This is a genomic window from Micromonospora sp. WMMD736 (genome assembly GCF_049179015.1).
GTDB lineage: Bacteria > Actinomycetota > Actinomycetes > Mycobacteriales > Micromonosporaceae > Micromonospora.
On sequence record NZ_JBMHMI010000001.1, the window covers coordinates 3,042,398 to 3,057,500 of the forward strand.

The following is a 15,103-nucleotide window of genomic DNA, read 5'->3' on the forward strand; positions in this document are numbered from 1 at the left end:
CCACTCCTAGCCTTCGGACATGAGCGAACACGCGATCGAGGCGGTCGGGCTGTACCGCACGTACCGCAGCCGGACCGGATGGTTGCGACCTCAGCGCCGGGAGGTCCGGGCGGTCCGCGGCGTCGACCTGACGGTCGGCAACGGGGAGCTGTTCGGCCTGCTCGGGCCGAACGGCGCTGGCAAGACCACGACCATCAAGCTGCTGAACACGCTGCTCATCCCGACCGCCGGCGAGGCCCGGATCTGCGGGTTCGACGTGGTCCGGCAGACCCGGGAGGTACGCCGACGGATCGGGTACGTCTTCGGCGGCGACCGAGGGCTCTACGACCGGCTCTCCGCACGGGACAACCTGCGCTACTTCGCGGAGCTGTACGGCGTGCCGGGGCGGGAGCAGAAGCGGCGCATCGCCGAACTGTTCGACCTCGTCCGGCTGACCGGCCGGGAGGACGACCGGGTGGAGGGCTACTCGCGGGGCATGCGGCAGCGGCTGCACATCGCCCGGGGTCTGCTGCACCGGCCGCGGGTGCTCTTCCTCGACGAGCCGTCCATCGGGGTGGACCCGGTGGCCGCCCGGGAGCTGCGGCAGACCGTGGCCGACCTCGCCGCCACCGGCACCACCGTGCTGCTCACGACGCATTACATGGCCGAGGCGGACGAGCTGTGCGGACGGATCGCGGTGATCGCGGACGGCACGATCCAGGCCATCGGCACCCCGGCGGAGCTGCGGCACCACGCCGACGGCCGGCAGGTGCTGGAGGTGGAGGCGTACGGGGTGGGCGACGCGTCGCTCGCGCTCGTCCACGCCCTACCCGGGGTGCGCGAGGCGAGCGTGGCGGTCGTCGGGGCCGCGCAGGTGCTGACGGTGCAGTCCAACGCGGGGGTGGACGTGCAGGCGGACGTGTTGCGCGCGCTGGATGGCGTTCGGTTGGGCCGGGTCACCGCCCGGCAGCCCACTCTGGAGGACGCGTACGTGGCGATCGTGAACCGGGTCGGCGCGCAGGCCGACCCGGCCGAGGCGGTGGCGGTATGAGGACGCTGCGGATGATCGCGGTCGGCGCGCTGCTGCACGCCAAGCAGCTCAGCCGGTCGCCCTTCGAGATCGCCACCGCGCTCATCGTGCCGGTGGTCCAGGCCACCCTGGCCGTCTATCTGTTCCGGGCCGGCGGCGAACCGGGCCGGCTGCTGGAGGCCGCCGTTGGCGCCGGGCTGATGGGCATCTGGTCGTCGGTGCTGTTCGGCTCCGGCGGCGCCATTCAAAACCAGCGCTGGCAGGGCACCCTGGAGATGATCATGCTGGCACCCCGGCCACCGGCGCTGGTGGTGCTGCCGATCACCCTCGCGACCGCGCTCACCGGCACGTACGCCATGGTCGCCACGCTGGCCTGGGGCCGCCTGCTGTACGGCATCCCGCTGACCTTCGCCGACCCGGTGGCGTTCGCCGTCGCCGTACCCGGCTGCATCATCGGGCTCGGCATGTTCGGGCTGCTGCTCGCCTCCACGTTCGTGCTGCTGCGCAACGCCAACGCGCTGACCAACACGCTGGAGTACCCGATCTGGTTGGTCTCCGGGATGCTCATCCCGATCACCGCGCTGCCCGGTTGGACCGGCCCGGTCGCCGCCGTGCTGCCCACCACCTGGGGAGCGCGGGCAGTCCGCGAGGCCGCCACCGGCAGCGGCCCGGTCTGGCCCTCGCTCGGCATCTGTCTGGCGATCAGCCTGGCCTGCCTGGCGCTCGGCGCGATCATGATGACCCACGTCGAGCGGCGGGCCCGCGCGGCGGCCACCCTCGCCCTGGCCTGAGGAGGCGACGATGACCGCTCTGTTCCGCCTGGTCGGCACCGGTGGCGTGATCGCCTACCGGGCCCTGTTCAACTGGACCACCCCGGCGATGTTCGTCGGCACCCTGCTCGTCGGTCCGCTGTTCCAACTACTCTTCTTCGCCTACCTGGGACGGCAGCTCGGAGTCGCCGACGACGGCTTCTACATCACCGGCAACGCGGTGCTCGCGTCCTCGCTGGCCTGCGTGTTCGGCGGCACGATGGCGGTGTCCAACGAGCGGCGCTTCGGCACCCTCGGGCACGTGCTGCTGTCGCCGCGCAGCCGCACCGCGGTGTTCCTCGGTCGGGTCCTGCCGTACGCCGGAAACGGGCTGCTGATCGCGGTGACGACGCTAGCGGCGGCGTCGTTGCTGCTCGGCCTCCGGATGCCCCTCGGCGCGCTGCCGGGGTTGCTGCTGACCCTGGCCGTCGCGGCGTTGGCCTGCGGCTTCTTCGGCCTGACGTTGGGCGCGATCGGGCTGCGGTTCCGTGACGTCTGGCTGGTCTCCAACGTCTCGGTGGCGCTGCTGCTCCTGCTCACCGGCGTCAACGTGCCCTCCGCCGGGCTGCCGACCTGGATGCGGGTCGCCGGCGAACTGCTGCCGATCACCCACGCCACCGAAGCGGCCCGCCGACTGGTCGCGGGCGACGGCTTCCGGGCCGCCGCGCCACAAATCGCGGCCGAACTCGCCGTCGGCGCCGCCTACGCCGTCCTCGCCGCAGCCCTGCTCAAGGTCTTCGAAGCCGAGTCCCGCCGCCGCGCCTCCCTAGAAACCCTCTAACCCCCACCCCCACCCCCACCCCCACCCCCACCCCCAGCCCCCGGCCCCCCGCCCCCCCGCCCCCGCCCCCGCCCCCGCCCCCGCCCCCGGTGATCATGAAGTTATTGCCCGCCGCAGCGGCGTGTCGCGGCAATAACTTCATGATCAACCGAAGGTCGGGGCCGGGGTCGGGGCCGGGGTGGGGTGGGATTAGGGGGTGGGGAGGGTGGTGGTCCAGAGGGAGGCTCCGGCGCGGTCGCGCAGGTGCACCGTCAGGGCACCGGACTCGCCGTCGATCTGGACCTCGCCGAAGTGTTGGAAGCCCTCGGCCGGCCCGGTGTTCGCCCTCGGCGGGGCGTGCACGAAGACCGCCTGCGGCCCGAACGTGCCGTCGAGGGCGTTCGGACCGAACGCGCCGGCGTGCGCCGGGCCGGAGACGAACTCCCAGAACGGCGTGAAGTCACCGACCGCCGCGCGGGACGGGTCGTAGTGGTGCGCGGCGGAGTAGTGCACGTCGGCGGTGAGGAAGACCATGCCGGTCACCCCGGCCCGGTGGGTGGCCCGCAGCACCTCGGCGAACTCCAGCTCGCGCCCGGCCGGCGCGCCCGGGTCGCCCTGCGCCACACCCTCCTGCGCGCCCGGACCGTCCGGCACCACGACGCCGATCGGCAGGTCGTTGGCGATCACCTTCCACGTCGCCGTGGACCGCTTCAGCTCCCGGATCAGCCACTCCCGCTGCTCGCGGCCGAGCAGACCGCGCTTCGGGTCGGCGTACGTGTTGCCGTCGTTGGGGTCCTTGTGGGTCCGCATGTCGAGCACGAAGACGTCCAGCAGCGGCCCGTACGAGATCCGCCGGTACAGCGGCCCGCCGTCCGGCACCGGCAGCCACTCGTGGAACGCCTGGCTGGCCCGCGCGGCCAACACGTCGACCCGCCGCTCGGTGTAGCGCGGGTCGTCCAGGATCTCCCCCGGATACCAGTTGTTGAGCACCTCGTGGTCGTCCCACTGGTTGATCTGCGGCACCGTCGCCGCGAACTCCCGCAGGTGCTCGTCGAGCAGGTTGTAGGCGAACTGTCCCCGGTACTCGGTCAGCGTCTCGGCGACCTTGCTCTTCTCCGGGGTGACCAGGTTGCGCCAGATCCGCCCGTCGGGCAGCGTCACCGACTCCACCAGCGGGCCGTCCGCGTACACCGTGTCGCCGCTGCACAGGTAGAAGTCCGGACGCACCGCGCGCATCGCCCGGAAGATCGACAGCCCGCCGAAGGCGGGATCGATCCCCCAGCCCTGCCCGACGACGTCCCCGGTCCAGACGAACCGCACGTCCCGTCGGCGGTGCCGGCCCGGCGCGGTGGTGAACGACCCGGTCGACGGTTCGCTGACCACCCCGTGCCGGTCCAGGCTCTCCACCCGCACCCGGTAGTGCAGCCGCTCGGCGTCCGGCAGGCCCCGCAGCCGTACCTTGCCGGTGAAGTCCGCGTTCGGGCCCAGCACCGGGCCGCGGAGCTGCCGTGCGCCACGGAAGTCGGGGCGGCGGCTCACCTCGACCAACATCCGACCCGGGCGGTCGGCCCGCGTCCAGACCAGCGCCGAGTCCGCGGTCACGTCGCCGCTCTGCACCCCGTGGGTGAGCACGGGGCGTCCCGCCGGACGCCAGGCCGGTGCGGCGTTCGCGCCGACGCCGCCCATCAGAGCGCCGCCGGCGACTCCGGCGCCGGCCACCAGGCCAGCCCGCAGCAGGGTACGTCGATCAAGCTCGGTCATGCTTCCTCCCGGTCATGGGTTGACCCCGTGGGTCTACCGGGCGCAGATGACCGCGACCGGCGGTCCGGGTGACCGCCGACCGAACGCCCGTTGTCCGACGGGCGCGTCCCGGGGCTGATCCCCTGACGTGACCGGGCTCATAGCCCCGGTTGTCACAGCGCGACCGACCAGACCGTCGTAGCGGTGTCGGACCGATCAGGGAGGTTGCCGTGCAACGGATGAAGCTTTTCGAGGTCACGCCGCAGGGATACCAGGCCGTGTCGGGTCTGGAGAAGTACGTCCAGGCGAACGTCGACCACACCGTGTTGGAGCTGGTCAAGCTGCGGGCGTCGATGCTGAACGGCTGCGCGTACTGCGTGGACATGCACAGCCGCGACGCCCTCGCCGCCGGCGAGTCGAGTCGGCGGCTGTTCGCGGTGAGCGCCTGGCGGGAGGCGCTGTCGTTCTTCGACGAGCGGGAGCAGACCGCGCTGGCGCTCACCGACGCGGTGACCCGGCTCGGCGAGCACGGGGTGTCGGACGAGGTGTGGGACGCCGCCGCGAAGGTCTGGTCCGAGAAGGAGTTGGCCGACCTGGTCCTCGCGATCGCCACAATCAACGTGTGGAATCGCATCGCCGTGACGACGCACACGGAGCCTCCGGCACAGGCGTGACGACCGAGGCGGCAGAGGCGGCCGGTGCGCTCCAGGCGCACCGGCCGATGCTGCTCGGCCTCGCCTACCGGCTGCTCGGCAGCCGGCACGACGCCGAGGACGTGCTCCAGGAGACGTACCTGCGCTGGTTGGGCGTGGACCGCTCGACGGTGGGCGAGCCCCGCCGCTACCTGTCCCGGGTGGTGACCCGGCTCGCGCTCGACAAGCTGCGGGCACGGCAGGCGGCCCGCGAGACATACGTCGGACCGTGGCTGCCCGAGCCGGTGCCGACCGAGCCCTCGCCGTTCGGCCCGCTCGACCGCGCGGAGTTGCGCGACTCACTGTCCACCGCGCTGCTGCACGTGCTGGAACGGCTCACGCCACCGGAGCGTGCCGTGTACGTCCTGCGCACCGCCTTCGACCTGCCGTACGCCGAGATCGCGGAGATCCTGGACCGGACCCCGCAGGACTGCCGTCAGCTGCTCCACCGGGCGACCACGCGCGTACGTCAGGAGGACCGCCGCTTCACCGCCAGCCGGTCCGAGCGTGAACGGCTGCTGGAGGCGTTCCTCGCTGCCGCCCGGAACGGGGACCTGGCGACGCTCACCCACCTGATGGCCGCGGACGTCACGGCGTGGAACGACGGCGGCGGCCGCGTCCGTTCCGGACGTAACCCGGTGCGGGGCGCGGACCGGGTCGCCCGGTACTACGCCGGAATCTACGGCCCGCGCCGTGCGTGGACGGCACGTCGGCTGGAGCTGAACGGCGAACCCGCGCTGCTGCTGGTGCGCAGCTCCGACGGTGGCCGGTACACGCTGACCGTCGCCGCGGCAGCCGGCCGGATCACCGAGGTCTACGTGGTGGGGAACCCGGAGAAACTACCCCCGGTCGACTGAACCGCGAGGCCGTCAGCCCAGCTCGGGGAACCAGAGCGCGATCTCGCGCTTGGCGCTGTCCGGCGAATCGGAGGCGTGCACGAGGTTCTCCCGGTTGGACAGCGACAGGTCGCCCCGGATGGTGCCGGCGGCGGCCTTGCGGCCGTCGGTCGCGCCGACCAGCCCACGGACCACGTCGATGACCTGGTCGCCGGAGAGGATCAGGGCGACCAGCGGGCCGCCGGTCATGAAGTCCTTCAGCGGCGGGTAGAACGCCTTGTCGACGTGCTCGGCGTAGTGCGCGTCCGCGAGCGCGGCGTCCATCGTCCGGTGCGCCATCGCGTCGATCCGCAGCCCCTTGCGCTCGAAGCGGGAGAGGACCTCGCCGACCAGGCCGCGGCGGACCGCGTCGGGCTTGATCAGCACGAGGCTGCGCTCTTCCGGGCTGTTGCTGGACACGCTGGGTTCCTCCTGTACGCGCAGAACGCTTGGGCTCGGTACGGTCAGCGTAGCGACCCGGTCCCGGCGCCGGCGCGGCGGCCGGTCTTTCCTCCGGTGGCCGATCCGGCCTAGCCTGGCCCTGACCCCCGGGAGGTCCACTGTGGCGAATGGCGGGAACCGGCCCATCGCGCCGGTACGCAAGCTGATCGGCACGGTGCTCGGCACCGTGGCCACCTTCGTCGTCCTCTTCGGGCTGGGCATGACCAGCTGGGCCATCGTCGCGCTCGGCGTCGCCCTGCTGGTGCTGGCGATCGCGCTGGCCACCGTCAAGGGCGGCGGACGCGCCTGGGTGGTGGGCGTGGCGCACGTGCACAGCGCCTCCGAGCCACCCACGCAGTACGCGTTCGGCCGGTGCGAGCTGCAACTGGTCATCGACGCGCCCGGCCTGCCGCCGCGCTCCAAGAAGATCATCGAGCCGCGGGTGCCGGTCTCCAAGTGGCCCTCGCTGGGCCAGACCCTGCCCATCCGGGTCGCGCTCGACGACCAGCGGCACGTGAAGGTCCTCTGGGACGAGGTGCCCACCCACGCCGAGACCGCCGCGGCCGTCGCGGACCTGCCGCCCGAGTTCGGCGACATCGACGCCGTCGACGAGGTGCTGATCCAGCAGGACGCCCCGCCCTGGGCGGACCGCGCGCCCGACGACGACTTCCGGGACGCGCGCGGCGGCGACCCGTTCGGCCCGGACCCGTTCGGCGACCCGCGCGGCCCCGATCCGTTCCGCGACCCGCGCGGCGGCGACCCGTTCCGCGACCCGCGCGGTCCCGACCCGCTGCGCGACGACCGGTCCGTCGTACCCGACGAGCGCGAGCCGGTGGTGGTCAGCCAGACCCCGGGCGGCCCGGTGGTCCTCGAAGGCGTCGTCGTCGAGCAGCAGGCCGGTGCGGGACTGCCCCGACGGGCCACTCCCGCCCCCCGAACTGCGGCCGAGGAGCACTTCGAGCAGCCCGACGCCGATCGTGGCGACGACCGCGCCACCGAGCCCGACGACGACCACGTGGACGCAGGAGCGCAGGCCCGGTCCGCGCCCGGCGCGGACCGGGCGACCGAGGCCCCGCCGACGCAGCGGACCGGCCCGGTCGTGGTGGACCCGCTGGACCCGTTGGACCTGCCACTCGACGATCCGACCCCGGTGGGAGCGGCCCGCGAGACCGTCACCGCCGAGGCCCTGGACGAGGCGATCTTCGGGTACGACGGGGCGTCGGCGGCGGACCCGGCCGGTCCCATCAGCGGCGTCGGCCTGACTCTGCTGGTCACCGACCTGGCGCGGTCGCTCGGCTTCTACCGGGACATGCTCGGCTTCACCGAGGTCGACCAGGGCACCGGCAACGCGGTGCTCGCCTTCGGCACGACCCGGCTGGTCCTGCGCGAGGTGACCGGGGCGGCGCCGATCAGTCGCCGGCTCGTGCACGTCAACCTCGAGGTGGACGACATCGAGGCGGCGTACGGACGACTGCGCGAATCCGGTGTCCGCTTCACGTACGCCCCGCGCGTGGTGAACCGGGGCAGCAGGCTGGAGGTGTGGGCGGCCGCCTTCCGGGACCCGGACGGCCACGGCATCGCCCTCACCCAGTGGCGCGAACGCGCCGACGCCTGACCCGACCGGGCCGCTGGGCCTCCTCGGTCGTCAGCCGAGGATGACCCGCCGGACGTGCAGCGCGTACGCCCAGACCAGCGCGAAGATGATGCCCAGCACGAGCAGCGACCAGTGCAGCAGCCCGGCCAGCATCAGCAGGCCCTGCAACACGGTACCGGCGTGCCAGGCCCAGGGACGGCGCATCATGCCGGCCAGCAGGATGGCGGCCACCGCCAGCGCCACCACCACGGCGATCGCGGCGCCGCCCAGGTCACCGCCGACCACCCGGATCGGTTGGATGGCCAGCAGCAGCACCAGCGCCTCCAGGCCGAGCGTTCCGGCGCCGAGTCCGCGTACGGCCGCCTGCGGATTCCGCAGGCCGGAGCGTCGTACCTGCCCGGCCTGCGACTCCCCCGTGGGCGATCCCGGCGTGCCCTGATCGGGCGTGCCCGCCTCGCCCGTGGCCGGCTCGCCGTGCGACGGCCCGGTCTCGCCGCCCGGCGGGCGGGTCACATCGTCGGTGGCGCGCAGGTCGCGCTCGGGGCCGGTCATCGCTTCAGCAGCCGGCGGGCGTCGGCGACCGTGACCACCGAACCCGTCACCAGGACACCGACGCCGCTGAGCTCACCGGGTACGTCCTCCTCGGCCAGCGCGACCGCCAGCTCGATCGCGTCCGGCATCTCCTCGGCCACCTCGACGCGCTCCTCGCCGAAGATCTCGGCGGCCAGCGCGGCGAGTTCCTTCGTGGGCATCGCCCGGGGCGAGCTGTTGCGGGTGACCACCACCACGTCCGTCACCGGTTCCAGCAGCTCCAGCAGGCTGCTCGCGTCCTTGTCGGCGAGGACACCCACCAGCGCCACCAGCTTGCTGAACGCGAACTCCTCCTGCAGGGCGGTCACCGTCGCGGCCATGCCGTGCGGGTTGTGCGCCCCGTCCAGCAGGACGGTCGGAGCGCTGCGGACCCGCTCCAGCCGGCCCGGGGAGCTGGCCGTGGCGAACCCTTCGCGCACGGCCTCGACATCCAGCTGACGGCGGGCACCGGCACCGAGGAACGCCTCCACGGCGGCGAGCGCCACCGCAGCGTTCTGCGCCTGGTGCGCGCCGTGCAGGGGGATGAACACGTCGTCGTAGACCCCGCCGAGGCCCTGCAGCTTGAGCACCTGCCCACCGACGGCGACCGCCCGGCTCAGCACGCCGAACTCGGCACCCTCGCGGGCGATGGTCGCGCCCACCTCCGAGCAGCGTTCGAGGAGGGGACGCGCGGCCTCCTCCTCCTGCGCGGCGGCGATCACGGTGGCGCCCGGATGGATGATGCCCGCCTTGGCCAGCGCGATGTCCTGGAGCGTGTCGCCGAGCCACTCGGTGTGGTCCAGGCCGATCGGAGTGATCACGCAGACGCCGGCCTGGATGACGTTCGTGGCGTCCTCGGCGCCACCCAGGCCCACCTCGACCACGGCGATGTCGACCGGCGCGTCGGCGAAGGTGGCGAACGCCAACGCGGTCGTCATGTCGAAGTACGTCAGCGGCTCGGCCGAGCGCGCGTCGACCAGCTCCGCCAGTGGCTTGATCTCCCCGTACACGGCGGCGAAGCGCTCCTCGCTCACCGGTTCGCCGTCCAGGCTGATCCGCTCCCGGACGGTCTCCAGGTGCGGGCTCGTGTACCTGCCGGTGTGCAGCCCGAACGCCCGCAGCAGCGAGTCGATCATCCGGGCGGTGGACGTCTTGCCGTTGGTGCCGGTGAGGTGGATCGACGGGTACGCCCGCTGCGGACTCCCGAGCAGGTCGAGCAGCGACTCGATGCGGTCCAGCTCGAACACCATGCGGGTGAAACCGCGGGCGTTCAGCTCGGCTTCGGCGGCGGCGAAATCGGTACGGTCGGTCACGAGGTAAGTGTCTCCAGAGCGGCGTCGATCCGGACCAGGTCGGCCTCGGCGGTGGCGAGCCGTTCGCGGATCTTCACGACGACCGGCTCGGGGGCCTTGCCGACGAAGGCCGGGTTGTCGAGCTTCGCCCGGGCCTGCGCGACCTCCTTCTCGGCGGCGGCGCGGTCCTTGGTCAGCCGGGCCCGCTCGGCGGCCACGTCGATGGAGCCCCGGGTGTCCAACGCGACACCGACCGCGCCGGGCATGGCCAACGTCGCGCTGGCCTGGAAGTCGTCACCGGCGGGGTCGAGACGCACCAGCGACCGGATCAGCGGCTCGTGGGCCGCGATACCGGCCCCAGCCAACCCGTCCAGGCGGGCCGCGACCCGCTGCGTCGGGCGCAGCCCCTGGTCGGAACGGAACCGGCGGATCTCGGTGACGACCCGCTGCACGGCGGCCAGCTCGACCTCGGCGGCGTCGTCGACCAGCGACCGGTCGGCCACCGGCCAGGCGACGGCCTGCACCGTCTCGCCGCCGGTCAGCGCGAGCCACAACTCCTCGGTGACGAACGGGATGACCGGGTGCAGCAGCCGCAGCAGCTGGTCCAGGACGTGCCCGAGCACCCGGCGGGTCACCTCGGCCCGCTCACCGCCCTCGGCGAGCACCGGCTTGCTCAGCTCGACGTACCAGTCGCAGACGTCGTCCCAGGCGAAGTGGTAGAGCAGGTCGCACACCTTGGCGAACTCGTACGCCTCGAACTGCTCGTCGACCTCGGCGGTGACGTGCGCCAGCCGGGACAGGACCCACCGGTCGACGGTGGAGAGCTGCTCGACCGGCGGCAGGTCGCCGGTCGTGTGCGCGCCGTTCATCAACGCGAACCGGGTGGCGTTCCAGAGCTTGTTGCAGAAGTTACGCGAGCCCTGGCACCACTCCTCGCTGACCGGCACGTCCTGGCCGGGGTTCGCGCCCCGGGCCAGGGTGAACCGGGTGGCGTCGGCGCCGTACCTGTCGATCCAGTCCAGCGGGTCGACCACGTTGCCGAACGACTTCGACATCTTCTTGCCGAACTGGTCGCGCACCATGCCGTGCAACGCGACAACGTCGAAGGGCGGCCGGCCGTCCATCGCGTAGAGGCCGAACATCATCATCCGGGCGACCCAGAAGAACAGGATGTCGTACCCGGTGACCAGCACGCTGGTCGGATAGAACTTCGCCAGGTCCGGGGTCTCTTCCGGCCAGCCCAGGGTGGAGAACGGCCACAGCCCGCTGGAGAACCAGGTGTCGAGGACGTCCTCGTCCTGGTGCCAACCCTCGCCGGTCGGCGGCGTCTCGTCGGGTCCGACGCAGACGATCTCGCCGGCCGGGCCGTACCAGACCGGGATGCGGTGCCCCCACCAGAGCTGGCGGGAGATGCACCAGTCGTGCATGTTGTCGACCCAGGCGAAGTACCGCTTCGCCAGCTCGGCCGGCTCGATGCGGACCCGACCGTCGCGCACCGCATCACCGGCGGCCTGGGCCAGCGGGGCGGTGTTGACGAACCACTGCAGCGACAGCCGCGGCTCGACGGTCGTCTTGCACCGCGAACAGTGCCCGACGGCGTGCACGTACGGGCGCTTTTCGGCGACGATCCGGCCCTGCTCCCGCAGCGCGGCCACGATCGCCGGCCGCGCCTCGAACCGGTCCAGCCCCTCGAACGGGCCGGGCACGGTGATGACGCCGCGCTCGTCCATGACGGTCAGCGAGGGCAGGTCGTGCCGCTGGCCGATCTCGAAGTCGTTCGGGTCGTGGGCGGGGGTCACCTTGACCATGCCGGTGCCGAAGGACGGGTCGACGTGCGCGTCGGCGACGATCGGGATCCGCCGGCCGGTGAGCGGCAACTCGACCTCGGTGCCGATCAGGTGCTGGTAGCGCTCGTCGTCGGGGTGCACCGCCACGGCGGTGTCACCGAGCATCGTCTCGGCCCGCGTGGTGGCCACCACGACCTCGTCGCTGTAGCGGATCGAGATCAGCTCACCGTCGTCGTCGGTGTGCTCCACCTCGATGTCCGACAGAGCGGTCAGGCAGCGCGGACACCAGTTGATGATCCGGTTGGCCCGGTAGATGAGGCCGTCGTCGAAGAGCTTCTTGAAGATCGTCTGGACCGCGCGGCTCAGGCCGGCGTCCATGGTGAAGCGCTCCCGCTCCCAGTCGACGGAGTCGCCGAGGCGGCGCATCTGGCCGAGGATCTTGCCGCCGGACTCGGCCTTCCACTGCCAGACCCGCTCGACGAACTTTTCCCGCCCGAGGTCGTGCCGCGACAGTCCTTCGGCGGCGAGCTGACGCTCGACCAGGTTCTGGGTGGCGATGCCGGCGTGGTCCATGCCGGGCAGCCACAGCGCCTCGAAGCCCTGCATCCGCTTGCGCCGGGTCAGGGCGTCCATGAGCGTGTGCTCGAACGCGTGGCCCATGTGCAGGGAGCCGGTGACGTTCGGCGGCGGGATGACGATGGTGAAGGGGGGCTTGTCGCTGTCGGCGGACGCCCGGAAGTGCCCGGCGGCTACCCACTGCTCGTACCGTCGCTGCTCTACCTCGCCGGGCTGGTACTGGCCGGCAAGGGTCGGGGCGTCGGGGCGTCGGGCATCCAGTCTCTCGGTCACCCGACAAGTCTACGAAGGGCTTCTGCGGACCTGACGTGCGCCACCTGTCGTTCGCGTACGGTGTCGGCTATGTCCGACGCACATCTCACCGACCGGTCGCTCGACCACGGCCGCGAGCCGGTCGAACTGACCGAGGAGCCGATCCAGCTGAGCACGCGGGACACCGGCGGCGATCCCGACGAGCGGTCCGGTGGCTGGTCCCGCCGCCGCAAGATCGGCTGGACGGTCGCGCTGGTCGTCGGTCTGGCGGGCGCGGGCGTGCTCGGGGTCGGCGGGTGGCGGGTGGCGCAGCAGAAGGACACCCGGTTGACCTCACCCGACCGGGTGGCGGGGTTGACGCGGGACGACAGCGAGCGCGCCAAGAGCACGGCGGACTACCTGCGCAGCGGCCTGGCCGCCGACATCGACCTGGACCGTAGTTTCGGCACCGTCTACCGCGACCCCGCCGACGAGAAGCGCTCGGTCCTGGTCTTCGGCGGCACGACGCTGTTGTGGCAGCCCGAGCGCGACCTGGACAGTCTCTTCGGCCTGATGTCCGACGAGACCGGGGCGGTGACGGGGCTGCGCGAGGTGCCGGCCGGCAAGCTGGGTGGCGTCATGAAGTGCGGTAGCACGAGCGGTGAGGGCGGCGACTTCGCGGTCTGCGGTTGGGCCGACCACGGCAGCGTCGTGATGGCGATGTTCCCCGGCAGGTCGGTGGCCGACGCCGGCGCCCTACTGGCCGACCTCCGCAACGAAATGCAATCCCGCAACTAGCCCCCCCCCCCCCCCGAACCGCCCACCGGCCCCCGGCCTGTCGTGATCGACACGACGTCCCCAATGGGGGGTATCCCACTCAGCGCCAAGCCCTCTCGCCGCGGTGATCATGAAGTTATTGCCGTGACACGCCGATGGCGGTGGCAATAACTTCATGATCACCGCGCGGATCGCGCAGTGCGAGGCGCGCGGACCCGGGCACGGGACCGGCGGGGGCCGAAGGGCCCGCGGGGTTCGGGCCGGAATGCAGAAAAGGCCACCCCCATCGGGGGTGGCCTTAACTGGAAGATTGTCCGGCGGTGTCCTACTCTCCCACACCCTCACGAGTGCAGTACCATCGGCGCTGGAGGGCTTAGCTTCCGGGTTCGGAATGTAACCGGGCGTTTCCCCTCCGCCATGACCGCCGTAACTCTATGAACATATCAACCAACCCGGCACAACACTCACGGGTGGGTGTTTGTTCAGAGTTGCACAGTGGACGCGTAGCAGCTTAGTAGTCAAGTCCTCGGCCTATTAGTACCGGTCAACTGAACCCGTTACCGGGCTTACATTTCCGGCCTATCAACCCAGTCGTCTAGCTGGGGGCCTTACCCCACAAAGTGGGTGGGATACCTCATCTTGAAGCAGGCTTCCCGCTTAGATGCTTTCAGCGGTTATCCCTTCCGAACGTAGCTAACCAGCCGTGCCCCTGGCGGGACAACTGGCACACCAGAGGTTCGTCCGTCCCGGTCCTCTCGTACTAGGGACAGCCCTTCTCAAGTATCCTACGCGCACGGCGGATAGGGACCGAACTGTCTCACGACGTTCTAAACCCAGCTCGCGTACCGCTTTAATGGGCGAACAGCCCAACCCTTGGGACCTGCTACAGCCCCAGGATGCGACGAGCCGACATCGAGGTGCCAAACCATCCCGTCGATATGGACTCTTGGGGAAGATCAGCCTGTTATCCCCGGGGTACCTTTTATCCGTTGAGCGACACCGCTTCCACTCGCAAGTGCCGGATCACTAGTCCCGACTTTCGTCCCTGCTCGACCTGTCAGTCTCACAGTCAAGCTCCCTTGTGTACTTGCACTCAACACCTGATTGCCAACCAGGCTGAGGGAACCTTTGGGCGCCTCCGTTACCCTTTAGGAGGCAACCGCCCCAGTTAAACTACCCACCAGACACTGTCCCTGAACCGGATAACGGTCCGAAGTTAGATACCCAAATCAACCAGAGTGGTATTTCAAGATTGCCTCCACCCATACTGGCGTATGAGCTTCACCGGCTCCCACCTATCCTACACAAGCTAACTCAAGTACCAATGTCAAGCTATAGTAAAGGTCCCGGGGTCTTTCCGTCCTGCCGCGCGTAACGAGCATCTTTACTCGTACTGCAATTTCGCCGGGCCTGTGGTTGAGACAGTGGGGAAGTCGTTACGCCATTCGTGCAGGTCGGAACTTACCCGACAAGGAATTTCGCTACCTTAGGATGGTTATAGTTACCACCGCCGTTTACTGGCGCTTAAGTTCTCCGCTTCGCCCCGAAGAGCTAACAGGTCCCCTTAACGTTCCAGCACCGGGCAGGCGTCAGTCCATATACATCGAATTACTTCTTCGCATGGACCTGTGTTTTTAGTAAACAGTCGCTTCCCCCTGCTCTCTGCGGCCATACAACGCTCCACCCGCGCGGGGCTTCACGTCTCCGGCCCCCCTTCTCCCTAAGTTACGGGGGCAATTTGCCGAGTTCCTTAACCACAGTTCGCCCGATCGCCTCGGTATTCTCTACCTGACCACCTGTGTCGGTTTGGGGTACGGGCCGCTAAGAACTCGCTAGAGGCTTTTCTCGGCAGCATAGGATCACTGACTTCACCTGAATCGGCTCGGCATCACGTCTCAGCCCTAGTGTGTCGCGGATTTGCCTACGACACGGCCTACACGCTTACCCCGG

12 protein-coding genes and 2 rRNA genes (1 of these 14 only partly in view) are annotated in these 15,103 nt (G+C 70.6%); 7 read left to right on the forward strand and 7 right to left on the reverse strand.

Annotated elements, in window-relative coordinates; genetic code table 11:
• Positions 1-19: 19 nt before the first annotated feature.
• From ACN269_RS13185 to ACN269_RS13195, 3 genes are read left to right on the forward strand one after another with little or no spacing between them, the layout of a single operon-like run.
• Entirely contained in the window at positions 20-1,030 is a 1,011-nt protein-coding gene (locus ACN269_RS13185; protein ID WP_421472726.1) for an ABC transporter ATP-binding protein, read from the forward strand.
• A complete protein-coding gene (locus tag ACN269_RS13190) occupies positions 1,027-1,800 on the forward strand; it encodes an ABC transporter permease (RefSeq protein WP_421472727.1) in 774 nt (257 codons plus the stop codon). The genes ACN269_RS13185 and ACN269_RS13190 overlap by 4 nt, the downstream gene beginning before the upstream one ends.
• A 10-nt stretch (positions 1,801-1,810) precedes the next feature.
• Positions 1,811-2,599, forward strand: a complete 789-nt coding sequence (locus tag ACN269_RS13195) for an ABC transporter permease (RefSeq protein WP_421472728.1) — start codon at positions 1,811-1,813, stop codon at positions 2,597-2,599.
• A 189-nt stretch (positions 2,600-2,788) separates the two neighbouring features.
• Here ACN269_RS13195 and ACN269_RS13200 read toward each other — a convergent pair whose 3' ends face one another.
• Positions 2,789-4,339, reverse strand: a complete 1,551-nt coding sequence (locus ACN269_RS13200) for an alkaline phosphatase D family protein (protein WP_421472729.1) — start codon at positions 4,337-4,339, stop codon at positions 2,789-2,791.
• A gap of 218 nt (positions 4,340-4,557) precedes the next feature.
• Here ACN269_RS13200 and ACN269_RS13205 point away from each other — a divergent pair, with 218 nt between their 5' ends.
• Positions 4,558-4,992 (forward strand): carboxymuconolactone decarboxylase family protein, encoded by a 435-nt coding sequence (locus ACN269_RS13205; protein ID WP_421472730.1) that lies wholly within the window; start codon positions 4,558-4,560, stop codon positions 4,990-4,992.
• Positions 4,989-5,867, forward strand: coding sequence for an RNA polymerase sigma factor SigJ (gene sigJ / locus ACN269_RS13210; protein WP_421472731.1), 879 nt, complete (start codon positions 4,989-4,991; stop codon positions 5,865-5,867). The genes ACN269_RS13205 and sigJ overlap by 4 nt, the downstream gene beginning before the upstream one ends.
• A 12-nt stretch (positions 5,868-5,879) precedes the next feature.
• Here the strand turns inward: sigJ and ndk are convergent, their stop codons facing one another.
• A complete protein-coding gene (gene ndk, locus ACN269_RS13215; RefSeq protein ID WP_421472732.1) occupies positions 5,880-6,305 on the reverse strand; it encodes a nucleoside-diphosphate kinase in 426 nt (141 codons plus the stop codon).
• A gap of 142 nt (positions 6,306-6,447) precedes the next feature.
• Between ndk and ACN269_RS13220 the strand changes: the two genes are divergently transcribed.
• The gene (locus ACN269_RS13220; RefSeq protein ID WP_421472733.1) at positions 6,448-7,941 is read left to right on the forward strand and encodes a VOC family protein; all 1,494 of its coding nucleotides are present in this window, start codon (positions 6,448-6,450) and stop codon (positions 7,939-7,941) included.
• 30 nt (positions 7,942-7,971) lie between these two features.
• Here ACN269_RS13220 and ACN269_RS13225 read toward each other — a convergent pair whose 3' ends face one another.
• The 3 genes from ACN269_RS13225 to ACN269_RS13235 are packed head-to-tail and all read right to left on the reverse strand — an operon-like array spanning position 7,972 to position 12,418.
• Entirely contained in the window at positions 7,972-8,472 is a 501-nt protein-coding gene (locus ACN269_RS13225; protein WP_421472734.1) for a DUF4233 domain-containing protein, read from the reverse strand.
• Entirely contained in the window at positions 8,469-9,803 is a 1,335-nt protein-coding gene (locus tag ACN269_RS13230) for a bifunctional folylpolyglutamate synthase/dihydrofolate synthase (RefSeq protein ID WP_421472735.1), read from the reverse strand. The genes ACN269_RS13225 and ACN269_RS13230 overlap by 4 nt, the downstream gene beginning before the upstream one ends.
• Positions 9,800-12,418, reverse strand: coding sequence for a valine--tRNA ligase (locus ACN269_RS13235; protein ID WP_421472736.1), 2,619 nt, complete (start codon positions 12,416-12,418; stop codon positions 9,800-9,802). The genes ACN269_RS13230 and ACN269_RS13235 overlap by 4 nt, the downstream gene beginning before the upstream one ends.
• A gap of 69 nt (positions 12,419-12,487) precedes the next feature.
• Here ACN269_RS13235 and ACN269_RS13240 point away from each other — a divergent pair, with 69 nt between their 5' ends.
• The gene (locus tag ACN269_RS13240) at positions 12,488-13,174 is read left to right on the forward strand and encodes a hypothetical protein (protein WP_421472737.1); all 687 of its coding nucleotides are present in this window, start codon (positions 12,488-12,490) and stop codon (positions 13,172-13,174) included.
• Between the two features lie 291 nt (positions 13,175-13,465).
• On the opposite strand, the gene rrf is transcribed toward ACN269_RS13240, so the two are convergent.
• A 5S ribosomal RNA gene (gene rrf, locus ACN269_RS13245) occupies positions 13,466-13,582 on the reverse strand.
• A gap of 85 nt (positions 13,583-13,667) precedes the next feature.
• Positions 13,668-15,103 (reverse strand): 23S ribosomal RNA (locus ACN269_RS13250) (it continues 1,673 nt past the right edge of the window).

Excerpts from the sequence above, each read along its gene's own strand:
- ACN269_RS13225 (WP_421472734.1), bottom strand. The coding sequence starts at position 8,472 with ATGACCGGCCCCGAGCGCGACCTGCGCGCCACCGACGATGTGACCCGC.
- ACN269_RS13240 (WP_421472737.1), top strand. The coding sequence starts at position 12,488 with ATGTCCGACGCACATCTCACCGACCGGTCGCTCGACCACGGCCGCGAG.
- ACN269_RS13195 (WP_421472728.1), top strand. The coding sequence starts at position 1,811 with ATGACCGCTCTGTTCCGCCTGGTCGGCACCGGTGGCGTGATCGCCTAC.
- ACN269_RS13190 (WP_421472727.1), top strand. The coding sequence starts at position 1,027 with ATGAGGACGCTGCGGATGATCGCGGTCGGCGCGCTGCTGCACGCCAAG.
- ACN269_RS13205 (WP_421472730.1), top strand. The coding sequence starts at position 4,558 with ATGAAGCTTTTCGAGGTCACGCCGCAGGGATACCAGGCCGTGTCGGGT.
- ACN269_RS13200 (WP_421472729.1), bottom strand. The coding sequence starts at position 4,339 with ATGACCGAGCTTGATCGACGTACCCTGCTGCGGGCTGGCCTGGTGGCC.
- ACN269_RS13185 (WP_421472726.1), top strand. The coding sequence starts at position 20 with ATGAGCGAACACGCGATCGAGGCGGTCGGGCTGTACCGCACGTACCGC.